This window comes from Pseudomonas sp. MS01C9 (assembly GCF_058202755.1).
This window is the reverse complement of record NZ_CM177073.1, coordinates 5,605,200-5,625,666: the sequence shown is the minus strand read 5'-3', so window position 1 is coordinate 5,625,666 and position 20,467 is coordinate 5,605,200. Positions and strand designations below refer to the sequence as shown.

Here is a 20,467-nt window from a genome sequence, read left to right as displayed (position 1 = left end):
ATCGAATGACTATTCAGGCGATATCCTTGGAAACCACAGCCTATCGTCGCTTTACCCTTGATGAAGCAATCGACTGGGTCAAGCATCTCTGTGTATCGAGGGGCTGCTCTCCAGCGGTAGCCGACTCGTTGGCCCACGCTACCGTGGCGGCGCAAGCGCGCGGTAACCAAGCCTTGGGGTTTCGGCATCTGGCCGATTACCTGCCGGGTTTTTCCTCAGGTCGAATCAATCCAAGGGCCGAGCCAAGAATCAGCTCTGCCGGGGCGATAATCTTCAAGTCGGATGCTCAAGGCGGAATTGCCCAGCTTGGCGTCGATCGGTGTTTCGATTCGTTGTGTCATGCCGCGCATGCCCATGGCATGGCCACGCTGAGCCAATGCAACAGTTTCACCAGCGGTGAGCTCGGTGACTTCACGCTACGGTTCGCCCAGGCTGGGCTGATTGCATTGGCGGTCGCAAACGGGCCGGCTCTGGTTGCCGTTCCTGGCGCGAAGGGTAAGACGTATTCGACTAATCCGCTCTCATTTGCCGCGCCCTCGGCCGATGGCACTCCCTTGCTCTTCGACCAAGCCTGCAGTGCCACAGCGTTCGTGAATATTGCCCATGCCGCTTCGACGGGTAGCGATATTCCGAAGGGCTGGGCGGTGGACCGGAATGGAAACGGAACCTGCAATGCCTTGGCGGCGTTAGACGGCGCACTGCTGCCGTTTGGTGGTCACCGGGGGGCCAATCTGATGCTCATGATCGAGGTCCTGGCGGCGGGGCTCACGGGGGCCAACTGGTCGCTGGATGCGCCGGCGTTCAATCAGGGAGGCCAGACGCCTGGCTGTGGCCTGTTGATCCTGCTATTGGCACCGGCATTTCAGAGGGATTCGAGCAGCGCCTAGCCAGTCAAATGTCCCGCTTGACGCAAATGGACGTCCATAGGCCGGGATGGGGCCGGCGATGCTCAATGGTCGACGCTCAGAATGATGGGATCAGCGTACCCGTCGGGCTCTTGGAAAAGTTGAGTCATCTGTAAGCCAGTTCGAATGACAAGTCAGGAGTGACATACAAAACGATGATGAACAGCACTGCAGATCCGGCATGGGATCAGGACATTATCCGCAGCGGCGATGTGCTTAGGCGTGCGCTTCGAGACTTCCTGTCTGGCAGCGTTTGTGATGAGGCACGAGCCCATGTCGCATCGCTGAATGCGTCCCGATGGAAGATCCGGAACGCTGTGGAAGCTTCGAATGCGCTGCCGGCTTCTTTGGAGCGCCATCTATGCGAAGCACTTGAATCCGCGCCTGGCGCCGATAAGGTCCTGCTATCGATACGGGGTGCGTTAGGCACGCTGCTGCCTAATGTCAGCTGGATAAACCGACAAGCCCGTGCTGACCAAGACAGTACGTTCGTGGAGCGGCATCGCCACGGGATGATTGCCGGCCCGGGAGCGTTATTTGAATGTTCCACCCTGAGCTTAGGCGTGGCACTCATGATGCCGCAGACCAGCTATCCCTATCACCAGCACCCGCCTGCTGAGTTCTATCTGGTCCTGTCACCGGGGCAATGGTATCGGGAGGATGTAGGGTGGTGGAGTCCAGGGGCCGGAGGTGTGGTGTTCAATTCCCCCTCCTGTGTCCATGCGATGAGGTCGACGGACGTTCCGCTTCTGGCCCTGTGGGGCTTGATGCATTAATGCCTCGTGATGAGTGGCTGAATTCGGACAATGATTGAGAGGAAGAGAGATGGCGGTGACCACGCAAGGCATCAAATTGGACGAAGTAACGAGGGCCAGGCTTAAGTCTGCATCGGCCAAGCTGGATCGTACTTCTCATTGGTTCATGAAAAAGGCGATTCTTAGTTTTATTGAGAAAGTTGAAAATGGGGCCGGCATAGAGGCTTTCATAGCGATCGAATTCATGGAAAAGGATACGAGGCGCCACAGCATCGCACGCCGGCTTCGCAAAGGTTGCAATACGGATTGATTAATTTTGATGACGCCAGGCTGTAATTTTGTTGGCGAAAGATGATATGGATAAACAGTGAAAAAGTATTACATATAGCGCTGGGTTATAGGTTTGATTTGCTTTCATGATTGATTTTTTCTCATGGGCATGTAATTAAAAATGGTTTGTTGAAGGGCGTTCAGGAGGAAACAATGAGGCCGGTAGAAGAGGGCGACTCTCTTGGTCAGAGAGCCAAGCCTGCTTCAGGATAAATAATACGGTGCTTTTGTGAGGACCTCCGATGATTCAGATGACCGATGCCCGGCTTGCAAGCAAACAGACCACATTCGAGGAAATCCCCTTTATTGATATCGCGCCCTTACTCGATGGGAGCGATCCGCACAAAGTCTCGCGCCAAATCGGCGAAACCTGCGAGAAAGTTGGTTTTTTCTATATCAGGAATCATGGAGTGCCTCGCGACCTGATCGATGCGATGTATGCACAGACGAAAGAATTCTTTGCCATGCCTTTTGATCAAAAGAATCAGCTGAACGTGGTCCATTCTGGTCCCACGCTTCGCGGCTACATCCCCATGTACGCAGAAAACGTCGATCCGGAAAACACCCGTGATTTCAAGGAGTGCTTCGACTACGGCGCTCACGATGACGAAGTGTCTCCATTTTTCGGGGCGAACTTGATGCCGGCCGAGCCTGCGCAGTTTTCGGATGTTTGCGAGGCCTACCATCATGCAATGCTCGAGCTGGCGCGTAAGCTGATCAGCGCTATTGCCCTGAGCCTGGATCTGCCAGCCGACTACTTCGAAAAACTGCAACGCAAACCGATCACCATCCAGCGCTTGCTGCACTACCCCTCGCAGAGCGGTGAAATTTCACAAAAGGAAATCGGGATCGGAGCGCACACGGACTATGGTTTCCTGACGATCCTGTTCCAGGACAAGGTCGGCGGATTGCAAGTGCGCAATCGCGCCGGAGAATGGGTAAGCGCTCCACCGGTGGAGGATACGTTTATCGTCAACATTGGTGATCTGGTGCAAACCCTGACGAATGATCGCTACGTATCGACCATGCACCGCGTCATCAATACCAGCGGTGTCGAGCGGTACTCCATTCCATTCTTCATCGACTTGGACTTCGACGCGACGGTCGAAACCGTCGCGACGTGTATCAGTGCCGATAACCCGGCCAAATACGCGCCTTACACCTGCGGACAACACAAGTACGGTCGCTTCGTCGCCAGCTACGCTCATTTGCGGCCTGTCGACGGCGCCAGACATTAGTTGATTTAGGTTCGGTGCGTTTGCGCACCATCAAGACCGGTCACCGCCTACTGCAGGCGGTGGCTGTGCGGGAGAGCGTCGGTTGGGGTGTCCCATGGGTATTCGACGAGGTACGCTCATCACGCGGCGTCACACCGAAATACCCACGATAACTTCTGGTGAACTGTGCAGCTGAACCAAAACCGCACAGCGCGCCTATCTTCAGGACGGGAGATGAGGTCAGCTTCAATAATTGTTGTGCTCGGAGCAAACGCATCTGAAGGTAATAGCGCGACGGAGAGATCTCCAGATACTTATGAAACAGCCTCTCCAGTTGACGACGTGAAACACCGACTTCGACTGCCAATGCGTTGAGCTCAAGGGGAGCGTCCAGATTGGCTTCCATGCGCACGATGGCCGCTAGCAGCCTGGGTTGATTTGCACCAAGTGTATGCCTGAGGGGAATCCGCTGCTGGTCCTGGGCGTCTCGCATGCGTTCGTACATGAACATATCGGAGATTGCCGCGGCCAAATCACGGCCGTGCTCGCTTCTGATCATGTGCAACATCATGTCCATCGGCGCCGTGCCACCCGAAGAGGTCAAGTGACTGCTATCGATGGAAAACAGGTGCGCAGTGATATCCGCCCAGGGAAACGCTTCTCGCATCGTCGCCAGGCATTGCCAATGAACACTGCATCGGTGTCCGTCCAGCAGTCCGGCCTTGCCCAAGGCCCAGCTCCCTGTGCAAATGGCACCCAGCTTGCGACCCAGTCTGGCCTGATGCTGCAACCAAAGCACATGTTCATGGCTTACGCTGTTATGGACCTCCATCCCGCCGCACACGATCACGGTATTCAACGCCGGGGCGTCTTCCATGTCTGCATCGGGCGTTATTTGCAAACCGGCACTGGCACGCACCGATTGTGTGCCTTTGCCCAGGATCATCCATCGATACAACTCTTTGCCGGAAAGCTGATTTGCCATGCGCAATGGTTCGATTGCTGATGCAAGCGAGATGAACGTGAAATTTTCCAACAAAAGGAATCCGACGGATCGTGGGGCAGGGCACTGCGAAGTAGACACCGTGTTGCGCTCCTCTTGGGACTATCGAATCAGGACTTGCACGTCCAACCAGCCCCCTTGAACTGCTCGGAACAGTCGCGGTGCAAGTTGCGAATTCCTTGAAGGCGATAGCGCCCTTGCCTGGCTTGTGCAAACGAGGCAATGACGCCGCCAGGCAGGGGGCAAGTGCTCGGTCAATCAGAGTTCCGCGCCCGCATGCCACTCCTTCCAGGCAATGGAAGAGCGCAGTCCCAGGCCGAGAAAAGGTTCCGGGGGGTTCCAACAGGGTTCGGGTTGATCGAGCATGATGTCCAGTAATTCACTGTCCATTCCCACGGCGTACTCGGCGATCAACTTGCCCGCCACGGTGCTGCGGGTCAGGCCCAGGCCGTTGCAGCACACAGCGCTGAACACGTCGGGGGCGATCTCACCGAAGACAGATCCAGAGTTGCGCGAAATGCACAAAGCGCCGCCCCAGGTGTATTCGAACAGCACGCCCGACAACATTGGAAAGCGTGCTTCGAAGGACTGACGGTGAGCACGGCGAACACGTTCAAGCGTTCGAAGACTCGCCGCCAGGCGAGGGTTGTAAGTGAAGGAATTGCGAATGCAAATCCGGCCATTGGCGAGTCTTCGCACAGTGGTGCCCAGCGGGTCGGCCGGAATCAGCCCCCAGCTTTGTTCGCCGCCCAGGCGCGCCTGCTCCTCGGCTGTCAACTCTCGGGTCAGGCTGGCGTATGTATAGACGGGTAGCAACCGTCCCTTGAGTCCAAGCTGACCAAACGATGCCGCGTAGGCATTGTTGGCCATGACCATGCGGGGCGCCGAAAGTACCCCTTGGGCGGTAGTCAGTTCATGGGGTTTGCCAAGCTCGATGTTCAATACCGGGCTGTCTTCATACAACCTGACATTTTCGGGCAACGATTGCGCCAATCCTCTGCACAAGGCAGCGGGTTGAACGAGTACACAGCCGGGGGCATGCAGCCCCGATTTGTAGAAGTCGGTACCGGTGATCGCTCTCATCCGCGCGGCATCCAGCATCGTATAGGGTTCCCCCAATCCGCTGAGCCCTTTGGCAAAGGACTCAAGGGCGGCGATGCCTTGTGGATTGACGGCTCCATGCAACTTGCCCTGCTCGCGCCAGTCACATTCGATGCCTTCGCGCTGGACGATCTGGCGCATGAAATCTATGCCGCCACGGCTCAGCCGAATGATTCGCTGATCGGCGCTCCGGTCGGAGGTGTAGCTGTGGGACGTCAAGTCATGGGGCAAGTCCACCATGAAGCCGGAGTTGCGTCCGGCCGCACCAAAACCTACCCGCTTGGCGTCGATCAGCGCGATCGAGGCGTCGGGTAATAGCTCGGCCAGTCGCCGGGCAGCAGCCAACCCCGCAAGGCCCGCGCCGAGTACCGCCCAGTCGGCCCTGACGGCGCCTTTGAGCGGGGTGCCGGGCGCAGGGGGTGGCAACGTTTCGTACCAACCGGGTTGACCGTCGTCCTGAGGTAGGAAGTTACACTGAAGCTGCATGGCAAGCGCCTCCGCCGTAAGTGTCAGGCGCGATGAGCCGTCAGTCGTTCATAGACTATCTTGAATATGCTTTTCTCTTCATTGCTCAGCGGTTGCAAAGGCAGACGGGTCACACCCACCGGCTGGCCTGCCAATTCGCAGCCGTATTTGATGTACTGGCAAAACTTGCCACCTTGTTCGAGCAGGTTGAGCATTGGCAGCAAACGGGTAGCCAGTTCTCGCCCTTTGACAATGTCCTTTTCCTCGACGCACGCCTGGTAGAGTGCCACATGCTCAGGTGCGAGGAAGTTGGACGCGCCCGCTACCCAACTGCGGGCGCCCCAGGTGAAAAATTCCAGGACCTGGTCGTCCATGCCGCAGCTCACTTGCAGTTGGTCGGTGTATTCGTTGAGCAGGCCGTGCATACGTTCAATCGAACCGGTGCTTTCCTTGATGGCCTGGAAGTTGGGGCGATTTTTGAGCCCGTTGATGAACTCCCAAGACATTTCAGTTCCAGTCCGGGCTGGAAAGTTGTAGAGCATGATGGGCATATCGAGCGCGTCATCGACGCTCAAGGCATGCACCAGCAGTTCTTGTTGAGTGGGCTGGCAGTAGTAGGGCGCGGCAAGAAGAATGGCATCGAAGCCGACTTTTTTGGCATGCAGGCCCAGCGTGAGACTTTCCTGGGTGGTGGTGGCGTTTATACCCGCCATCAAGGGGATTCGCGATTTGGCGTAGGCGGCAATGAAATCGAAAAGCGCCAGCCGTTCATCATGGGACAAGGCATAATATTCGCCCGTCGTACCACCGACGATCAGGCCATGCACACCCTGTTCGATAAGTGAGCCGATAATATTTTCCAGCGACCTGAAGTCCACGGAGCCCGAAGTATTAAATGGAGTTACAACGGGAGTCCAAACGCCATCAAAGTTCATACAGTGCCCTGTTATTAAAATAGTTGCGGTTTTGGTTTGTATGCAGATTACGGGTGCGAACGCTGGCGCAACAAGTAACATTTATTAACGGCAATACATGACTCAGCGTTATAAGCATCGGCGACGCCAAATAGGGATCGCTGGACGGGGGCATGAGGTATTCATGCGAACGTCCGGTGGCGCAGCCAGGTATCTGCCCGCAACAGCTATATCTCGTAGCGATTTTCCTTCGAGGGGGGGCACTCGAAGAGGGTGCTATAGCATTTGCTGAAATGAGCGGTTGAGACGAAACCGCAGGCAATGGCGACATCGGTGACGGACAATCTTGAATTTGTTATCAGGCGACGAGCCTCTCTAAGCCGTAGCTCCAAGTAGTAGCGTTGTGGAGATGAGTTGATTTGTTCTCGGAACAGGCGTTGGACCTGACGTTTGGAAAGCCGAACGCATTCCGCGAGCAAATCCAGGCCTAACGGTTCTTCAAGATTACACTCCATCAGTTTGATTATTTCTTGTAGCGGCGCACTCACGTTACGACCATGGGCCTTGGCTGACGTCCGCAGTCGAGACTGGTCATAATCCAATAGATCAAACACGGCGTCTGCGACCGTGTGATCGAGAGCAGCGTAAAGCCATTTCATCATGAGTTGAAAAGCGCCTGCGGGATTGGATGCCGTGAGTCGATCACGATCAAATACCACTGTGTCCGAGGTTACCGTCGTGTTAGGCAAAAATTCCGATAAGGCGATTCGTTGCTCTGCATGGATGGCGCATCGGTAGCCATCCAGCAGTCCTGCCTTGCCCATGTACCAGGCACCGTTCCACAACCCAGCGAGCGCAATGGGGATGCTGGCAAGTTTGTTGAGAAGTTTTATCAGCCTTTCAGGGATGACTCTGGGCGTGCGCAGCCCACCGCAGACAACCATCAGATCAAGTGCGGCGATCCTGGCATCGGTCAGGGGAGTGTCGGGCCTGATGGGGATTGCCAAGTCACTGATGACTTCGCAATCGTTGCGACTGAATGTATGGACTTTTATCGAGCCAGGCTGAATGAGGTTCGCGGTCACCAATACGTCCAGGCATTGCGTGAAGCAGGCCAGGGAGAAATTATCAAGCAGGAGAAACCCTACACTGGATGATTTATGGCCCTCGAACAATTGACTCATGAGTTTGGCTTCGTATCCAGCAGGAAACTGTCATCGAAAGGGTAGTGGGTGAGTAGTTCATGACCGGTCTGCGTGACCAGCAGTTGATTCTCCAATTTGATTCCATCTCGTCCGCCCACTTCACCGACATACGCTTCGACACAAAGGACCATGCCTGGTAGCAGCTCGCCTTCGTATCCGTAGGACTCCAGGTCTTCCGGATAGCGGATGCTGGGATACTCATCACACAGCCCTACACCGTGGTAAAGCACGCCATAGCGTTGCGCCCGACAGGGCTCCGGCAGCCGGTGCGCCTTGGCACTCAGTTCGGTGAAGCGTACGCCCGGTTTAATCAACTCGGTGTTATGGATGATATGGTCATGGGCAATCCGATACAGACGCTTCTGTTCGTCTGTGGGCTCCAGCCCCCCGCAGATCCAACTGCGGGACATGTCCACGCACATGCCATAGGTGCCGATCAGGTCCGTGTCGAAGGCCAACAAGTCACCATCGTTCAGTACCCGTGGACCGGACTCCTGGAACCATGGATTGGTGCGAGGGCCTGAACTGAGTATCCGCGTTTCGATCCACTCACCGCCCCGTCGAATATTGCCGGAGTGCAGAACGGCCCAGATATCGTTTTCAGTCGCTCCTGCCCGCAGCGCCAAATGCATCTCGGCTATGGACGCTTCACACGAAGCCACCGCGCAGCGCATCGCCTTGATTTCATCGGGGCCTTTGATCATCCGCGCCAGTTCGGTCACTTCCTGGCCGCTGCATATCTTGATCGCGAGTTCGTCCAGCGCGCGTACACCCGCGACTTCTATCCGGTCCACCGCCAGGCGCCGATTGGCTCCGGCGTGTTGACGCAGCAGCTCATCGACTTGACCTGCAAAATGCCTGGCATGACGGTCAGTGTGCTCACCAGTCTCGAAATAGAAGAAAGACGCGCCGCTGCGTAACTCAGTAACCAATGGCAAGTGGGCAGAGAGGTGATCACAGCCATGGAAATCCCACAGTACGACATGGCCGCTGGCGGCGACGAAGCAAGCGCGTGCGGGATTGTGGGTTGTCCACAATTGCATGTTGGTAGTGTCGGTGGCGTAGCGGATATTCAGCGGGTCGAACAGCAGGATGCCGCCAAGGTCTCGGGATACCAGTTGGTCGACTATCCGCTGCAATCGATATTGGCGCATGGTCGGCAGATGAGGTACTTGCAGGCCTAATTGCGCCCACTCCGCGAAAGCCAGTGGTGTAGGTCCAATCTCTACGCGATTGTTGTCATCGATGGAGCCGTCGGCTTTGAGCGCAGCGGCGCGTTGCCTGGCTGGGTCGATACGGCGAGCGCCGGCGGGAATTGAAAAGGGTGAAGTTGTCATGAATCCCATCCTGATATTCATTACAGAAGGGGCTGCTTGAGCAATTGATGTTCGAGCAGCGGCATAACGAAAACGCCTGGACATCACAATCAACGTGCCTGAATACCTCGCCACGGTACCCAACCAGGAGGTGTACGGTGTCGATAGCCGGACAGCCATCGGGCACCGCACATTTTCGATCTCTGGCTGGATAGCCAGGCGACTGGAACGCCTGGCGAGGAAGGAGGGCCGTTACTTGCTGGCTTGGGCTGCATCCCGTGAAGCCTGGAGCCAGGCATCGAATTGCTGACGGTGAGCGCCAATCCACTCCTTGGCATGCCGGGTGATATCCGCGGGCTTGTTCTCACCCTTTTGCATTCTCAGGTTCTGAGTACTTTCGTCGTCAGTGCTGATTTGCATCTGCGAAAGGAACTTCAGGGCGGCTGGATTCTTGCTGGCAAACTCCTTGTTGAGTACCGCCTCTACCTTGTCCACGGCGAAACCGAGATTCTTTCCTTTGTAGGAGGTGTCGACTTTGTTATTGCCACCAGGCAGGTCGGTGTAGGGCACTTCAAGCCATACCACGTCTTTACCTTCGACCAACACGCCGGCGTTCCACTGAGGTACCCAGGTGTAATAGAGGATCGGCTGGCCCTGCTTGTAGCGAGTGATGGTGTCTGCCATCAGCGCGAAATAGGAACCCCGATTGTGGTTGACTGTTTTCTCAAGACCATAGGCCTTGAGGTGATGGTCGATGGTCAGCTCGCAGCCCCAGCCGGGGTTGCAGCCGGTCAGATCCGCTTTGCCGTCGCCGTCGACATCGAACAGTTTCGCGATTTCTGGCTTCTTGAGGTCGGTAAGGTATTTGATGTTGTGGGCGTCTGCCGTCTTCTTATCGATCAGATAACCCTGCAATACCCCAGGCATGATATCGCCTGCCTTGATCATGTCCTCGTCACCGCCCGCTTTCTGGTAGAAAGTGTCGTGGAGCTTGTCCCACAGGTGCACAGTGAAATCCGCGTCGCCGCTGCCCAAGGCCACCAGCATGACGGAATACTCGGTTTCCTTCGGCTCCTTGATCTTGTATCCCAGTTCACGCAGCCCCTCCATGGCGATCTCACCACGGAAGCGCTCTTCGGCGATAGAAGGAAAGATCGGCGTTACCGATACACCATCGCCGGGCTTATCCGCCGAGGCCATGGCCTGGAAGGACAAGGCGGCCAGAGCGATAGCCGAGATGCACCGCCGGATGTTGCGGGAGACATTCAATTCGCACATTTCACATACCTTTCGCTGTTATTTTGTTTAAGTGCGGCAGTATTTATCGACGTTTCAAGCAGTCTTGCGCTGCGCTGAAATCTGGCGTGAACCCAAGAGACGCATGACAAGCCCGACCGGACCGGTGTGGTACCAGCGCAAGCTTGGGTCGGCTTTGCTGCGTTCCCCCATGGCCTGTGTAAGGCGATCGAGGAAGATGGCTAGCAATACCAGTCCGACTCCCCCGACAGTGGCCAAGCCCATGTCCAGGCGGCCGATACCACGCAGGACCATCTGACCCAACCCACCAACGGAGATCATCGAAGCGATGACCACCATCGACAGGGAAAGCATCAGGGTTTGGTTGAGGCCCGCCATGATGGTTGACGTGGCCAACGGCAGTTGCACCCGCATGAGCATCTGTCGAGGCGTGCAGCCGAAGGCGCGGGCAGCTTCGATCTTGTCTTCCGGTACTTGACGGATCCCCAGATTGGTCAGGCGTACCAGTGGCGGCAACGCAAAGACGATGGTCACCAGAACCCCAGGAACGTTACCGATGCCGAACAGCATCACCACCGGTACCAGATAGACGAACGCGGGTAGCGTCTGCATGGCGTCCAGGGCCGGTCTTATGGCCCGTTCCAGATGGTCGTTCCGGGCGCTGAGGATTCCCAATGGCACCCCGAACAAGGCACAAAAGAACACTGAGGTGAGGACCAGGGACAGCGTGGTCATGGATTCGGTCCACACCCCGATCATGCCGAGCAGGGTCAAGGTCACCAGGCAGAGAAGCGCCATACGTTTGCCTGCCAGTTGCCATCCCAGCAGAGACGACAGCAGGATCCCGATAGTCGGGGGGATACTTTGCAGGACGTACTCAACGCCGTTGAGGACCTGATCGATCGGCCAGCGGACGGCCCTGAACACGTCCCGGAAATTGTGGACGAGGTAGTTGAGCGCGTTTTGCACCCAATCACCCAATGGGATGATTGCCGACTGGAAGGGGTCTAGGAAGCTGAAATCTGACATGGAGGCTACCTCTCTTTGTTCTCACCGACGCTTAATGGCGACTCAGGGTTTGAAGTAACTGGCTCTTGGAAAGCGTTCCCTTGAGGGCGCCTGCGCGGTCAAGCACCGGTACTGGATATGGAAGCGTGGCGGCGATATCCAGCACGTCATGCAGAGGTGTATCGAGGTAGACGGGACGTAGTTCATGCAGGCTATAGCGTTGACCGGCCATGTCTTGCGATAGGCCCCCGTTGCCGTCGGTATCAACAACGCCCAGCAATTGATCCTGTTCGTCGATCAAGTAGCCATAGGGTGCGCCGGCTTTGAAACTGGGCGCCTTGCCGTTCACCCGACAGATCATTTCCGGATCCAGTTGAGCCACATCTCCGGCGGTCAGTACCCTGGAACTGTCGAACCCCTTGAAGAAGTTGCGCACATAGTCTGTCGCTGGCTGGTTGATCAGTTCCTGGGGAGTACCGATCTGTACGACCCGGCCACCCTCCATGATCGCGATGCGATGGCCGATGCGAATGGCTTCCTCGATATCGTGGGAGATGAAGATGATGGTGCGCTGTTGTTCAGCCTGCAGACGGATCAGCTCGCCCTGCATCTCGCTGCGGATCAGTGGGTCGAGGGCCGAGAATGCCTCGTCCATCAGCAGGATCGTCGGGTCGTTGGCCAGTGCCCTGGCCAGTCCGACACGTTGTTGCATGCCGCCAGACAATTGATGGGGGTAGCTATGCTCATGGCCCGCCAGGCCTACCTGGCTCAAGGCTTCCCGAGCGCGCAGATGGCGCTCTTTCTCCGGTTCGCCGGCGATTTCCAGGCCGAAAGCCGTGTTCTCAAGCACGCTCATGTGGGGCATCAGCGCAAAAGACTGGAACACCATGCCCATTTCCTTGCGTCGCACATCGAGCAAGGCTTTATCCGAAAGGCCGGTAATTTCTCGGCCGTTGAGATGAATGCTTCCCGAAGTGGGTTGGATCAAACGATTGAACAGGCGCACCATGGTCGATTTGCCAGAACCTGACAGTCCCATGATCACGAAAATTTCGCCCCGCTTGACCGAGAAACTTGCATCGAACACACCGACAACATGGCCGGTTTTATTAAAAATCTCATTCTTGTCGGCGCCATCGCGCAACATTTTCATCGCAACGTCCGGGTTAGAACCAAAGACCTTGAAAATGTTTTTTACCGAAAGAATTTCATCGTCATGGCTCATGCGACCCTCTTCTTGTCGTTATGACCAAATATTTAACTTGCCTCAGTCGCTGTACAACTGGCGAGCAAGCGCATATTGGCAGTCCGTTCGAATGCCGAACGTGAGTCATTACGGTGCGCCATAGTTCTGCCTTGAACTTTTTTGCCCTTGGCGTAGCGCACCCGTTATGGCATTGGCTACTTCAGGAAGAATCCAATGCCATATTCTTATTTATATACAGACTTCTGCATCAAATAGACGGTTTATGTCCAGTCGGCCTCGGCTGGCGCGCTTATAGAACTTCTGAAGTCGCCTCCGTCAGGCGGCGGGTCATGATTTCGCAATACCAATCGACGAATTGATTTACGCCATTCTCTACCAGGGATGAGTATGGACCCGGTTGATAAGCGGGTGAGGTAACGCCGACTTGGGCTCCTTCGACGAGGCGTCGGTCCTGGTCGTTAGTTGCCATCCAGACCCTGGTCAGGCGTTCGATATCGTAGTCCACCCCCTCCTGTGCGTCCTTGTGCACTAACCAGCGAGTGGTTACGACGGTCTCGCCCGGACCTCGAGGCAGCACTCGGAAGCTCAGCGCGTGGTCACCAAGAAAGTGATTCCAGGTCGAGGGATAATTGAAGTAGAGCAGGGCACCGATATTATCGACGCCACTGCGATCCAGGCGTCGGGTGACGGCTGGCTTGCCGTCCATGGTGTAGCTGCTGGCGTCCCCACTAAGTGGAATGCGGGTCATACGATACTGGCCGGCAGGATCCATGTTGATCCGGCTGGCCAAGCCTGCAGCCTCGCAAACGCTCCAATGGGCGGCAAGCTCAGGATCTTCGTCACCGCCGATGCCCTGGACGGATACGTTTTCTACAAATGACTGCAATAGTTCAGGGTGCGTCCCGTCACAGTGATAGCACTCGCGGTTATTCTCGAAGACGAGTTTCCAGTTTCCTTTCTCGATCAGGTGAGCTTCGAAGGCAACTTTGCAGTCTTCCAGATAATGAGGGCCGATGAACGGCGAAACAGCGTCGCGGAACTTCTCGAAATCCGGCGCTACTTTGGCGACGCAGACATAAATGTAGCTGTGCACCACTTCACAATGCGCAGGGATAAGCCCGTGGTCGGCTGCGTTGAAGTCCGCTCCCATGTTGCCGGCGTAAAGAAGCTTGCCATCGAGTTCGAATGTCCACTTGTGATAAGGACAGACCAGTTTCGCCACCTTGCCTTTTTCCTCGGTGCAGACTTTTGAACCCCTATGGCGACAAGCGTTGTGGAACGCCCGGACGATACCGTCTTTTCCGCGAACTACAACTACCGGATAATCACCGATCTGCAAAGTAAGGTATTGGCCTGGTTTCTCCAGCTCAAAAGTGTGCCCCGCAAAAATCCACTCCCTATGCCAGATTTGCTGCAGATCCTGACGATACAGATTGGCATCAGAATAAGCCGCGCCAGGCAGGCCATGATGCGGTTTACGCTGCTTAATCAGGTCTAATACATCGGTGTACTTAGGCATTTGCTTCATGCACTCCTTATTATCGGTGCCAAGTGCAGCGTTTTTGTGGTCAGCTGACTTGGCAACGCTGCGAACTTGCTTCAACGCTGCTTCGAATTCAGCTAGCCTAAAGGCGTAGATGCGCCTGGATTTCGGCTGCTACTGCTTGCAAACAGTCTAGGACCAGGCCACCGGCCTGAAGAATCGACATTTTTTGTGGGGTAATGATGATCTACTGTCATGGTTAAGCAGACCGAGCCTGATCAGGCGCTGATAAAGATGCCTTCGCTGCGTGCGGTCAAGGCGTTCCTGGCCGCAGCCAGGTATCAGAATTTCACTCGGGCCGCTGAAGCGCTCTGCGTGACCCAGGCTGCTATCAGCCGCCATATACGAGATTTGGAAGAGCATCTTGGGACCGAGCTTTTCGATCGGGCAGGGCGCGCCGTCAAGCTGACCAATGCCGGCTCGAATTTCTATGATGTGGTGCAATTGTCATTCAGTAGCATCGCGCAGGCCGCTGAGCGTATGCGAAATAATTCAGTCTCCAAACATGTGGTCACGCTGTGTTGTTCTCCAGCATTCACCAACTTTTGGCTCGGACCACGATTGCCGGCTTTTTTCGAAGCCTACCCTGAGATTGATCTCAACCTGGTGGTGACCCAGAACTTTTTGTCAATGGATACAGGGGTGCATCCGGACATCATTATCTGCAAGATGATGAAGAGTCATGATGGTTATCACAGCGAGCCTCTGATGTGCGACGTCGTCTACCCTGTGTGCACGCCGCTCTATCTGGAACAGCATCCGGAACTGCAATCCATCCATGGCCTTCGCGACAGCGCATTACTGAACCTCAGCCCATTCGGGCGCTCACAGGTGGCCGAGCATCTGGACTGGTATGGTTGGCTCGCTCACTTTGATATTGACCTCAAGGCGCGCTCCAGCAAAGCGTCCCACTTTTTCAACGCCAACGACTACAGCCTCTTGATCCAGCTTGTACTGGGCAGTCAGGGCGTCGCGTTGGGCTGGCATCACCTGGTCTCGCCGATGATTGAGAAGGGGTTGCTAGTGCGCCCGGTCGAGGAAAAGCTGGTGCACAAGGAAACCCTTCACTACCTGAACTTCAACGAAGATAAAGCGCGCGATCCAAGCTGCTGCAAGCTACGCGACTGGCTTTTGGCGCAGTTCGATACAGAGGAATTCGACCAGCCGGATCGAGCCCGCACATAACCGTAGATCATCAGTTGCTCCACATAAAAATCGCTGTGTGCTGTTCCCACCTGTCTTTATTCTTCCACCTTGAGAGCCAAGAACATAACGCGGTCTCAAGGTGAAGGAATGACCATTATTTCTGAACACACAAATACGAGCGCTGGTTGATATCGGCGCGATTCGTGTCGTATTCGCCTGCCAGGAAACCCAGTTTTCGTTGTATTGATTATTTGCCGTCGAGTACCACATTCGTGCGAATGAGTTACTCGTCGCCCAACTGTGCCGATCCGATAGCCCGTTGCAGTGCTCACGTTGTTGGCATCTATCGCTCAAAAAAATGCGGGGGAAGACCATATGACTCAGTTGAAGACAACAGAAGAATACCAGGCGATAGCACGACAGCTGGCCTTACCTGATAAGGCTGTGATCGATGGTGAAATACGCCCAGCACTTTCCGGCGCAACGTTTAGTACAGTCAATCCCGCCAATGGCGAGCACCTCGCCGATCTGGCCGCCTGTTCGTCAGCCGATGTGGATTTGGCCGTTACCGCCGCGCGGACCGCTTTCAATGATGGTCGTTGGTCAAAACTCCATCCTGGTGCGCGTAAGCAGGCGATCCTGCGCCTGGCAGGATTGATCGAAGAAAACGCGCTGGAGCTCGCTGTGATGGAGAGCTTGGACAGCGGCAAGACCATCTTTGACTGCCAGACAGTCGATGTGCCGGAAACCATCAATTGTCTGCGCTGGCATGCCGAAGCCATCGACAAGATTTATGATCAGGTGTCCCCAGCGTCCGATAGTCATCTCGCCTTGGTTGTTCGCGAGGCGATCGGTGTGGTTGGCCTGGTCTTGCCTTGGAACTTTCCACTGTTGATGCTGGCCTGGAAAATTGGCCCCTCCCTGGCCGCGGGCTGTTCTCTAGTGGTCAAGCCTGCGGAAGAAACATCTCTGACCACCCTGCGCGTTGCTCAGTTGGCCCTGGAGGCCGGTATCCCTGCCGGGGTATTCAATGTTGTGACCGGGGGCGGGGCTGAGGTCGGTGAACCCATTGGACGTCATCCTGATATCGACGTCATCTCTTTCACTGGCTCGACAGAGACTGGGCGTCGCTTCCTGAAATACTCCGCCGAGACCAATCTCAAGGAAGTGGTACTGGAGATGGGAGGAAAGAACCCTTGCATCGTCCTGGACGATATCGGTGATCTGGACAGCGTCGCCTCGCACATCGTCAACGGTGCGTTCTGGAACATGGGTGAGAACTGTTCGGCTATTTCTCGACTGATCGTGCATCAGGACATCAAGCAACCGCTGATGGAGCGCATCAGGCATTTCGCTGGCGAATGGCACGTGGGTGATCCACTCGACCCGGCCAACCGAATTGGCCCGTTGGTGTCCACCGAACATTTCAGCAAGGTCAGTTCCTTCCTGGGGCAGGGTGGGGCATTGCTCTTCGGTGGGCAGACAAGCCAGGGGCGGTATGTACACCCCACCATCATTGAAGTCTCGAGCAATGACGCAAGGCTTGCGCGCGAAGAAATCTTCGGGCCGATCCTCACGGTCATCACTGTCGGTAGCGTCCAGGAAGCGGTAGCGGTGGCCAACGACACCGAATACGGACTCGCGGCTTCGGTGTTCACGGACAACGGCAAGCGAGCCATGCGTGTTGCCCGCGCGCTCAAGGCCGGGACAGTCACCGTCAACTCGTTTGGCGAAGGTGACATCACCACGCCATTTGGCGGTTATAAGCAGTCAGGTTTCGGTGGCCGAGACAATTCGCTGCATGCGCACGATCAGTACACCCAACTGAAAACTATCTGGCTTGACCTGTCCGGCGATGAAGAAGGGGCTTGATGCAATGTCCGCATTCGCTTTTCCCGGTGTCAATCTGGCCGTTACCACGCCTTTCGATGCCCAAGGCAAGATCGATTATCCGCGTTTCGAAACATTGATCGAGCGCTACCTGGCTGCTGGCGTGCATGGTTTTGTCCTGAGTTCCGGGACCGGTATGCATGTGTACCTGAGCAAGGAAGAATCCGGGGAGTTGGTAGCCTTCGGCTCCAAAGTCATCAATGGACGTGCTCGCGTCATCGTTCAGACCTCTGCGCTATTGGCCGATGAGGTGGTGGAGCGAACCCGCCATGCGGCTGCATGTGGAACTGATGGCATCATGGTTCTCCCGCCTTTTTTCGAAGGCCCAACCGATGACCGGGGCATCGTTGACTTCTACTCCACGGTATCCGAAGCCGGATTGCCCATCATTGGCTACAACGTGCCTCAGGCCGTTGGCGTGGAAGTGACCCCGTCGCTTTTTCTGCAGTTGAGCGAGATTCCGAACTTTGTGTCCGTCAAGGACAGCAGCGGCGACCTTGCTGCACAAGCCTCGCTGATTCGCACTGGGCTGCCTACGATGAATGGCGCTGACCCACTGGTGCCCTACGCGCTCTTTGCTGGAGCGGCGGGCCTGATCTGGGGCGGGGCGAATATGGCTCCGCGATCGTGCGTCGCCCTGGTTGATGCCGCCATGAAACAGGACTGGACCCGCGCCCGGGAGATCTGGCGGTCGATCGAGCCGGTGATGTCACTGATCTGGCAGGGGGACTATGTGCAGTGCGTATACGCCGGCGCTGAGATCACCGGCTATGGGGCGGGGAATCCGCGTCGGCCACTGTCGCGTCTGTCCGCCGAAAAAATCGACGTGCTGAAGGCTGCTCTTGAGCCGTTGCTCGCTCTCGAGTCTGACCTCGCCTGATGACATTGGGAGCGACAGTCATGTACGTGGCCAAGAAGTTTCCAAAAAACAGCAGTCTTCCCGCTTGGGTCGCGATGCTTCCGGCGCGTGTGCCAACCGCATCGCTGGAGGGCGCTGTGACCGCTGACGTGGCGATCATCGGTGCCGGCTTTGCCGGCCTTTCTGCCGCGCGGCGGCTGTCTCAGCTTGATCCAACGCTTCGGGTGACTGTCTTGGAAGCGGGTGTAGTGGGAGAAGGTGCCACAGGCCGCAATTCAGGCTTTATCATTGATCTTCCCCATGAGGTCAGCTCAGAGGATTTCGGTGACACATCGAATGACAGGGCGCGGCGGGACATCATGCTCTATCGGACGGCGATCGACTTGGCCATGAACATGGCACAGGAGCATGGTTGGGGACGCGAGATTATCGATCCGTGTGGTCGCTACAGTGTCGCGATCAGCCAAAAAGGGGATGCGCACATCCTCCGCTACGCTCGTCAGTTGCAAGGGCTCGGCGAAGCCCATGCGGTTCTGAAGGCCGAAGGCATTTATGAGGTGACTGGGAGCCGGCTGTACACGTCAGGGTTGTTCATGCCCGGCACGGTGATGGTCCAGCCAGCAGCCTATATACGCGCTGTTGCCGACAGTTTTCGCAATCCGGTGAAGCTGTATGAAAACTCCGCGGTGAGATCCTTCGTGAAGCAGCCGGGAGGCTGGTCTCTAAGAACCGTCAAGGGTACCGTCACTGCCAAACGAATCATCCTGGCCAACAATGGGCATGCGCAGAGCTTCGGCCTGTTTCCTGGACAAATGCTGCATGTCTTCACGTACGCCTCCATGTCCGAGCCTTTCGAACCAGGACGTCTGAGCGGCAAACGTGATTGGGCCGCCACACCGGCGTTGCCCATGGGCACGACGGTGCGCCGGGTCAGTGGTGCGGACGGCGATCGCATCCTGATCCGCTCACGTTATTCCTATCACGCGGGACTGGAAATCAACGAGGGCCACGTGCAAAGCGCAGGGCGTGTCCACGACGGAAAATTCGCCGATCGATTCCCCAACCTTGCCGGCTTGAGAATGCAGTATCGGTGGGGAGGGCCGATGGCGCTGACCTGGAACAGCGTGCCGATTTTCGGGGAGATTGAGCAAGGTCTGTTTGCGGCTTGCGCTTGCAACGGCCTGGGTGCGTCCAAATCGACGGCAGCGGGAATAGCCGCTGCAGAAGCGGTTCTGGAAATGAAATCTCAGTTGGCCGAAATTTTCGCCGACTACGCATCACCTAGAAGTTTACCGCCCCAGCCCTTTCTCAGCATCGGCGCGAAGGCTGACTTGAAATTGCGAGAATGGCGTGCAGGGCGTGAGTAAGTCGGATGCGCTGAAGACCGGATAAAATATTCCGGCGCTCAGACGTCGGTTCAAGGTTGAAAGCTGCTTGCTGCGTTATTGCAACGGAACATACACGTCAGTTTGCCACTGGTCCTGCGGCGTCTCGGGAAAGAGGCTCAGGTAATGGAAGAACAGTGGCTGGTCACGCAGTTCCTCTCCACTGGCAGGAAGCCAATCGCGGTAAATCGGATAGATCGTTTCGCCGATGTGATCCGGTGACCCCACATGTCGCACCACGGCGCAGCGCCCGCCTGGAATCACGGTCTCCCGCACCCCGAACTCATTTGGCGCCACGGCCTCGTGAATTTCGCCGCAGATTGCGAAGCGAAATGCCTGCGCAGGTGTCGTATCGGGGTTGCCAAAGGGAATGCCGAAGCTGCGACTCGAAGCTACCGGCGACTGTCCGCTTTGCTTGCGCCACTCGATGAACTTGCGCACGCTCTCATTGAGAAGCCCGGCGGGCCCGCGATGTTCAAATGCCGCGACCCTGACTTCAGGGAATTGCACGACTCGTATCTGCATCATGATCGTCCTGGAAAAATGAGGGATTGCGAACACCGTATTCCAGACCTGCCAGTTCGGCTCTTTTCTGAAAGCACTCGGCGACATACCGAACGCCCGGCTGAAGGCCCTGCAAAATGCCTCCGGACTTTCGAAGGCAGCACCCAGTGCTGCCTCCAGTACCGAGTGCTCCGCGACGGTTGCCAGGCGATGCGCCGCGCGTCGTAATCGCATCAGTTGCACATAACGTGAAACAGGCACACCTACGAACGCGCTGAATTGCCGATGGAAGTGAAATGCCGAAAAGTTCGCCACACGGCTCAACGTATTCACCGACAGATCACCTTCGAGATTCTCATCAATGTAGGTGAGGACGGCGTTGAAGCGTTTTGTGTAAGCGACGTTGGTCGACATGTCGGGCACTGGGTAAATGCTCCTGGAGGTACGGTCGGCGATA

Annotated in this window: 18 protein-coding genes; 8 read left to right on the top strand and 10 right to left on the bottom strand. The window is 56.3% G+C overall.

What is annotated here, in order from left to right:
- The first annotated feature begins 5 nt into the window (after positions 1-5).
- From AC1M7R_RS25310 to AC1M7R_RS25295, 4 genes are all read left to right on the top strand, one after another.
- Positions 6-887, top strand: coding sequence for an Ldh family oxidoreductase (locus AC1M7R_RS25310; protein ID WP_490610073.1), 882 nt, complete (start codon positions 6-8; stop codon positions 885-887).
- Positions 888-1,060: 173 nt separating this feature from the next.
- Complete coding sequence (locus AC1M7R_RS25305; RefSeq protein WP_490610072.1) at positions 1,061-1,681, top strand: dimethylsulfonioproprionate lyase family protein; 621 nt, start codon at positions 1,061-1,063, stop codon at positions 1,679-1,681.
- 49 nt (positions 1,682-1,730) lie between these two features.
- Entirely contained in the window at positions 1,731-1,970 is a 240-nt protein-coding gene (locus AC1M7R_RS25300; protein ID WP_490610071.1) for a transcriptional regulator, read from the top strand.
- 262 nt (positions 1,971-2,232) lie between these two features.
- Complete coding sequence (locus AC1M7R_RS25295) at positions 2,233-3,228, top strand: isopenicillin N synthase family dioxygenase (protein WP_490610070.1); 996 nt, start codon at positions 2,233-2,235, stop codon at positions 3,226-3,228.
- A gap of 40 nt (positions 3,229-3,268) precedes the next feature.
- On the opposite strand, the gene gbdR is transcribed toward AC1M7R_RS25295, so the two are convergent.
- The 9 genes from gbdR to AC1M7R_RS25250 form a co-directional block, all read right to left on the bottom strand.
- A complete protein-coding gene (gbdR, locus tag AC1M7R_RS25290; RefSeq protein ID WP_490610069.1) occupies positions 3,269-4,291 on the bottom strand; it encodes a choline metabolism transcriptional regulator GbdR in 1,023 nt (340 codons plus the stop codon).
- 177 nt (positions 4,292-4,468) lie between these two features.
- The gene (locus AC1M7R_RS25285) at positions 4,469-5,797 is read right to left on the bottom strand and encodes an NAD(P)/FAD-dependent oxidoreductase (protein ID WP_490610068.1); all 1,329 of its coding nucleotides are present in this window, start codon (positions 5,795-5,797) and stop codon (positions 4,469-4,471) included.
- A 23-nt stretch (positions 5,798-5,820) separates the two neighbouring features.
- On the bottom strand, positions 5,821-6,711 hold the full coding sequence (dapA, locus tag AC1M7R_RS25280; RefSeq protein ID WP_490610067.1) for a 4-hydroxy-tetrahydrodipicolinate synthase: 891 nt from the start codon (positions 6,709-6,711) through the stop codon (positions 5,821-5,823).
- Between the two features lie 206 nt (positions 6,712-6,917).
- Positions 6,918-7,874 (bottom strand): GlxA family transcriptional regulator, encoded by a 957-nt coding sequence (locus tag AC1M7R_RS25275; protein WP_490610066.1) that lies wholly within the window; start codon positions 7,872-7,874, stop codon positions 6,918-6,920.
- The gene (gene dddP / locus AC1M7R_RS25270; RefSeq protein ID WP_490610065.1) at positions 7,871-9,232 is read right to left on the bottom strand and encodes a dimethylsulfonioproprionate lyase DddP; all 1,362 of its coding nucleotides are present in this window, start codon (positions 9,230-9,232) and stop codon (positions 7,871-7,873) included. The genes AC1M7R_RS25275 and dddP overlap by 4 nt, the downstream gene beginning before the upstream one ends.
- 231 nt (positions 9,233-9,463) lie before the next feature.
- On the bottom strand, positions 9,464-10,489 hold the full coding sequence (gene proX / locus AC1M7R_RS25265; RefSeq protein WP_490610064.1) for a glycine betaine/L-proline ABC transporter substrate-binding protein ProX: 1,026 nt from the start codon (positions 10,487-10,489) through the stop codon (positions 9,464-9,466).
- Between the two features lie 54 nt (positions 10,490-10,543).
- Entirely contained in the window at positions 10,544-11,497 is a 954-nt protein-coding gene (gene proW, locus AC1M7R_RS25260; RefSeq protein WP_490610063.1) for a glycine betaine/L-proline ABC transporter permease ProW, read from the bottom strand.
- Positions 11,498-11,528: 31 nt separating this feature from the next.
- Positions 11,529-12,701 (bottom strand): quaternary amine ABC transporter ATP-binding protein, encoded by a 1,173-nt coding sequence (locus AC1M7R_RS25255; protein ID WP_490610062.1) that lies wholly within the window; start codon positions 12,699-12,701, stop codon positions 11,529-11,531.
- Positions 12,702-12,972: 271 nt separating this feature from the next.
- Entirely contained in the window at positions 12,973-14,202 is a 1,230-nt protein-coding gene (locus AC1M7R_RS25250; RefSeq protein WP_490610061.1) for an aromatic ring-hydroxylating oxygenase subunit alpha, read from the bottom strand.
- A gap of 219 nt (positions 14,203-14,421) precedes the next feature.
- On the opposite strand from AC1M7R_RS25250, the gene AC1M7R_RS25245 reads away from it, so the two are divergent.
- From AC1M7R_RS25245 to AC1M7R_RS25230, 4 genes are all read left to right on the top strand, one after another.
- A complete protein-coding gene (locus AC1M7R_RS25245; RefSeq protein WP_490610060.1) occupies positions 14,422-15,411 on the top strand; it encodes a LysR family transcriptional regulator in 990 nt (329 codons plus the stop codon).
- A gap of 336 nt (positions 15,412-15,747) precedes the next feature.
- The gene (locus AC1M7R_RS25240; RefSeq protein WP_490610059.1) at positions 15,748-17,244 is read left to right on the top strand and encodes an aldehyde dehydrogenase; all 1,497 of its coding nucleotides are present in this window, start codon (positions 15,748-15,750) and stop codon (positions 17,242-17,244) included.
- Between the two features lie 4 nt (positions 17,245-17,248).
- Positions 17,249-18,142 carry a dihydrodipicolinate synthase family protein gene (locus AC1M7R_RS25235; protein ID WP_490610058.1) on the top strand — a complete coding sequence of 298 codons (894 nt, stop codon included), beginning with the start codon at positions 17,249-17,251 and terminating at the stop codon, positions 18,140-18,142.
- Positions 18,143-18,162: 20 nt separating this feature from the next.
- Entirely contained in the window at positions 18,163-19,488 is a 1,326-nt protein-coding gene (locus AC1M7R_RS25230) for an NAD(P)/FAD-dependent oxidoreductase (protein WP_490610057.1), read from the top strand.
- A 75-nt stretch (positions 19,489-19,563) separates the two neighbouring features.
- Here the strand turns inward: AC1M7R_RS25230 and AC1M7R_RS25225 are convergent, their stop codons facing one another.
- The gene (locus tag AC1M7R_RS25225; RefSeq protein ID WP_207956435.1) at positions 19,564-20,424 is read right to left on the bottom strand and encodes an AraC family transcriptional regulator; all 861 of its coding nucleotides are present in this window, start codon (positions 20,422-20,424) and stop codon (positions 19,564-19,566) included.
- Between the last annotated feature and the right edge of the window lie 43 nt (positions 20,425-20,467).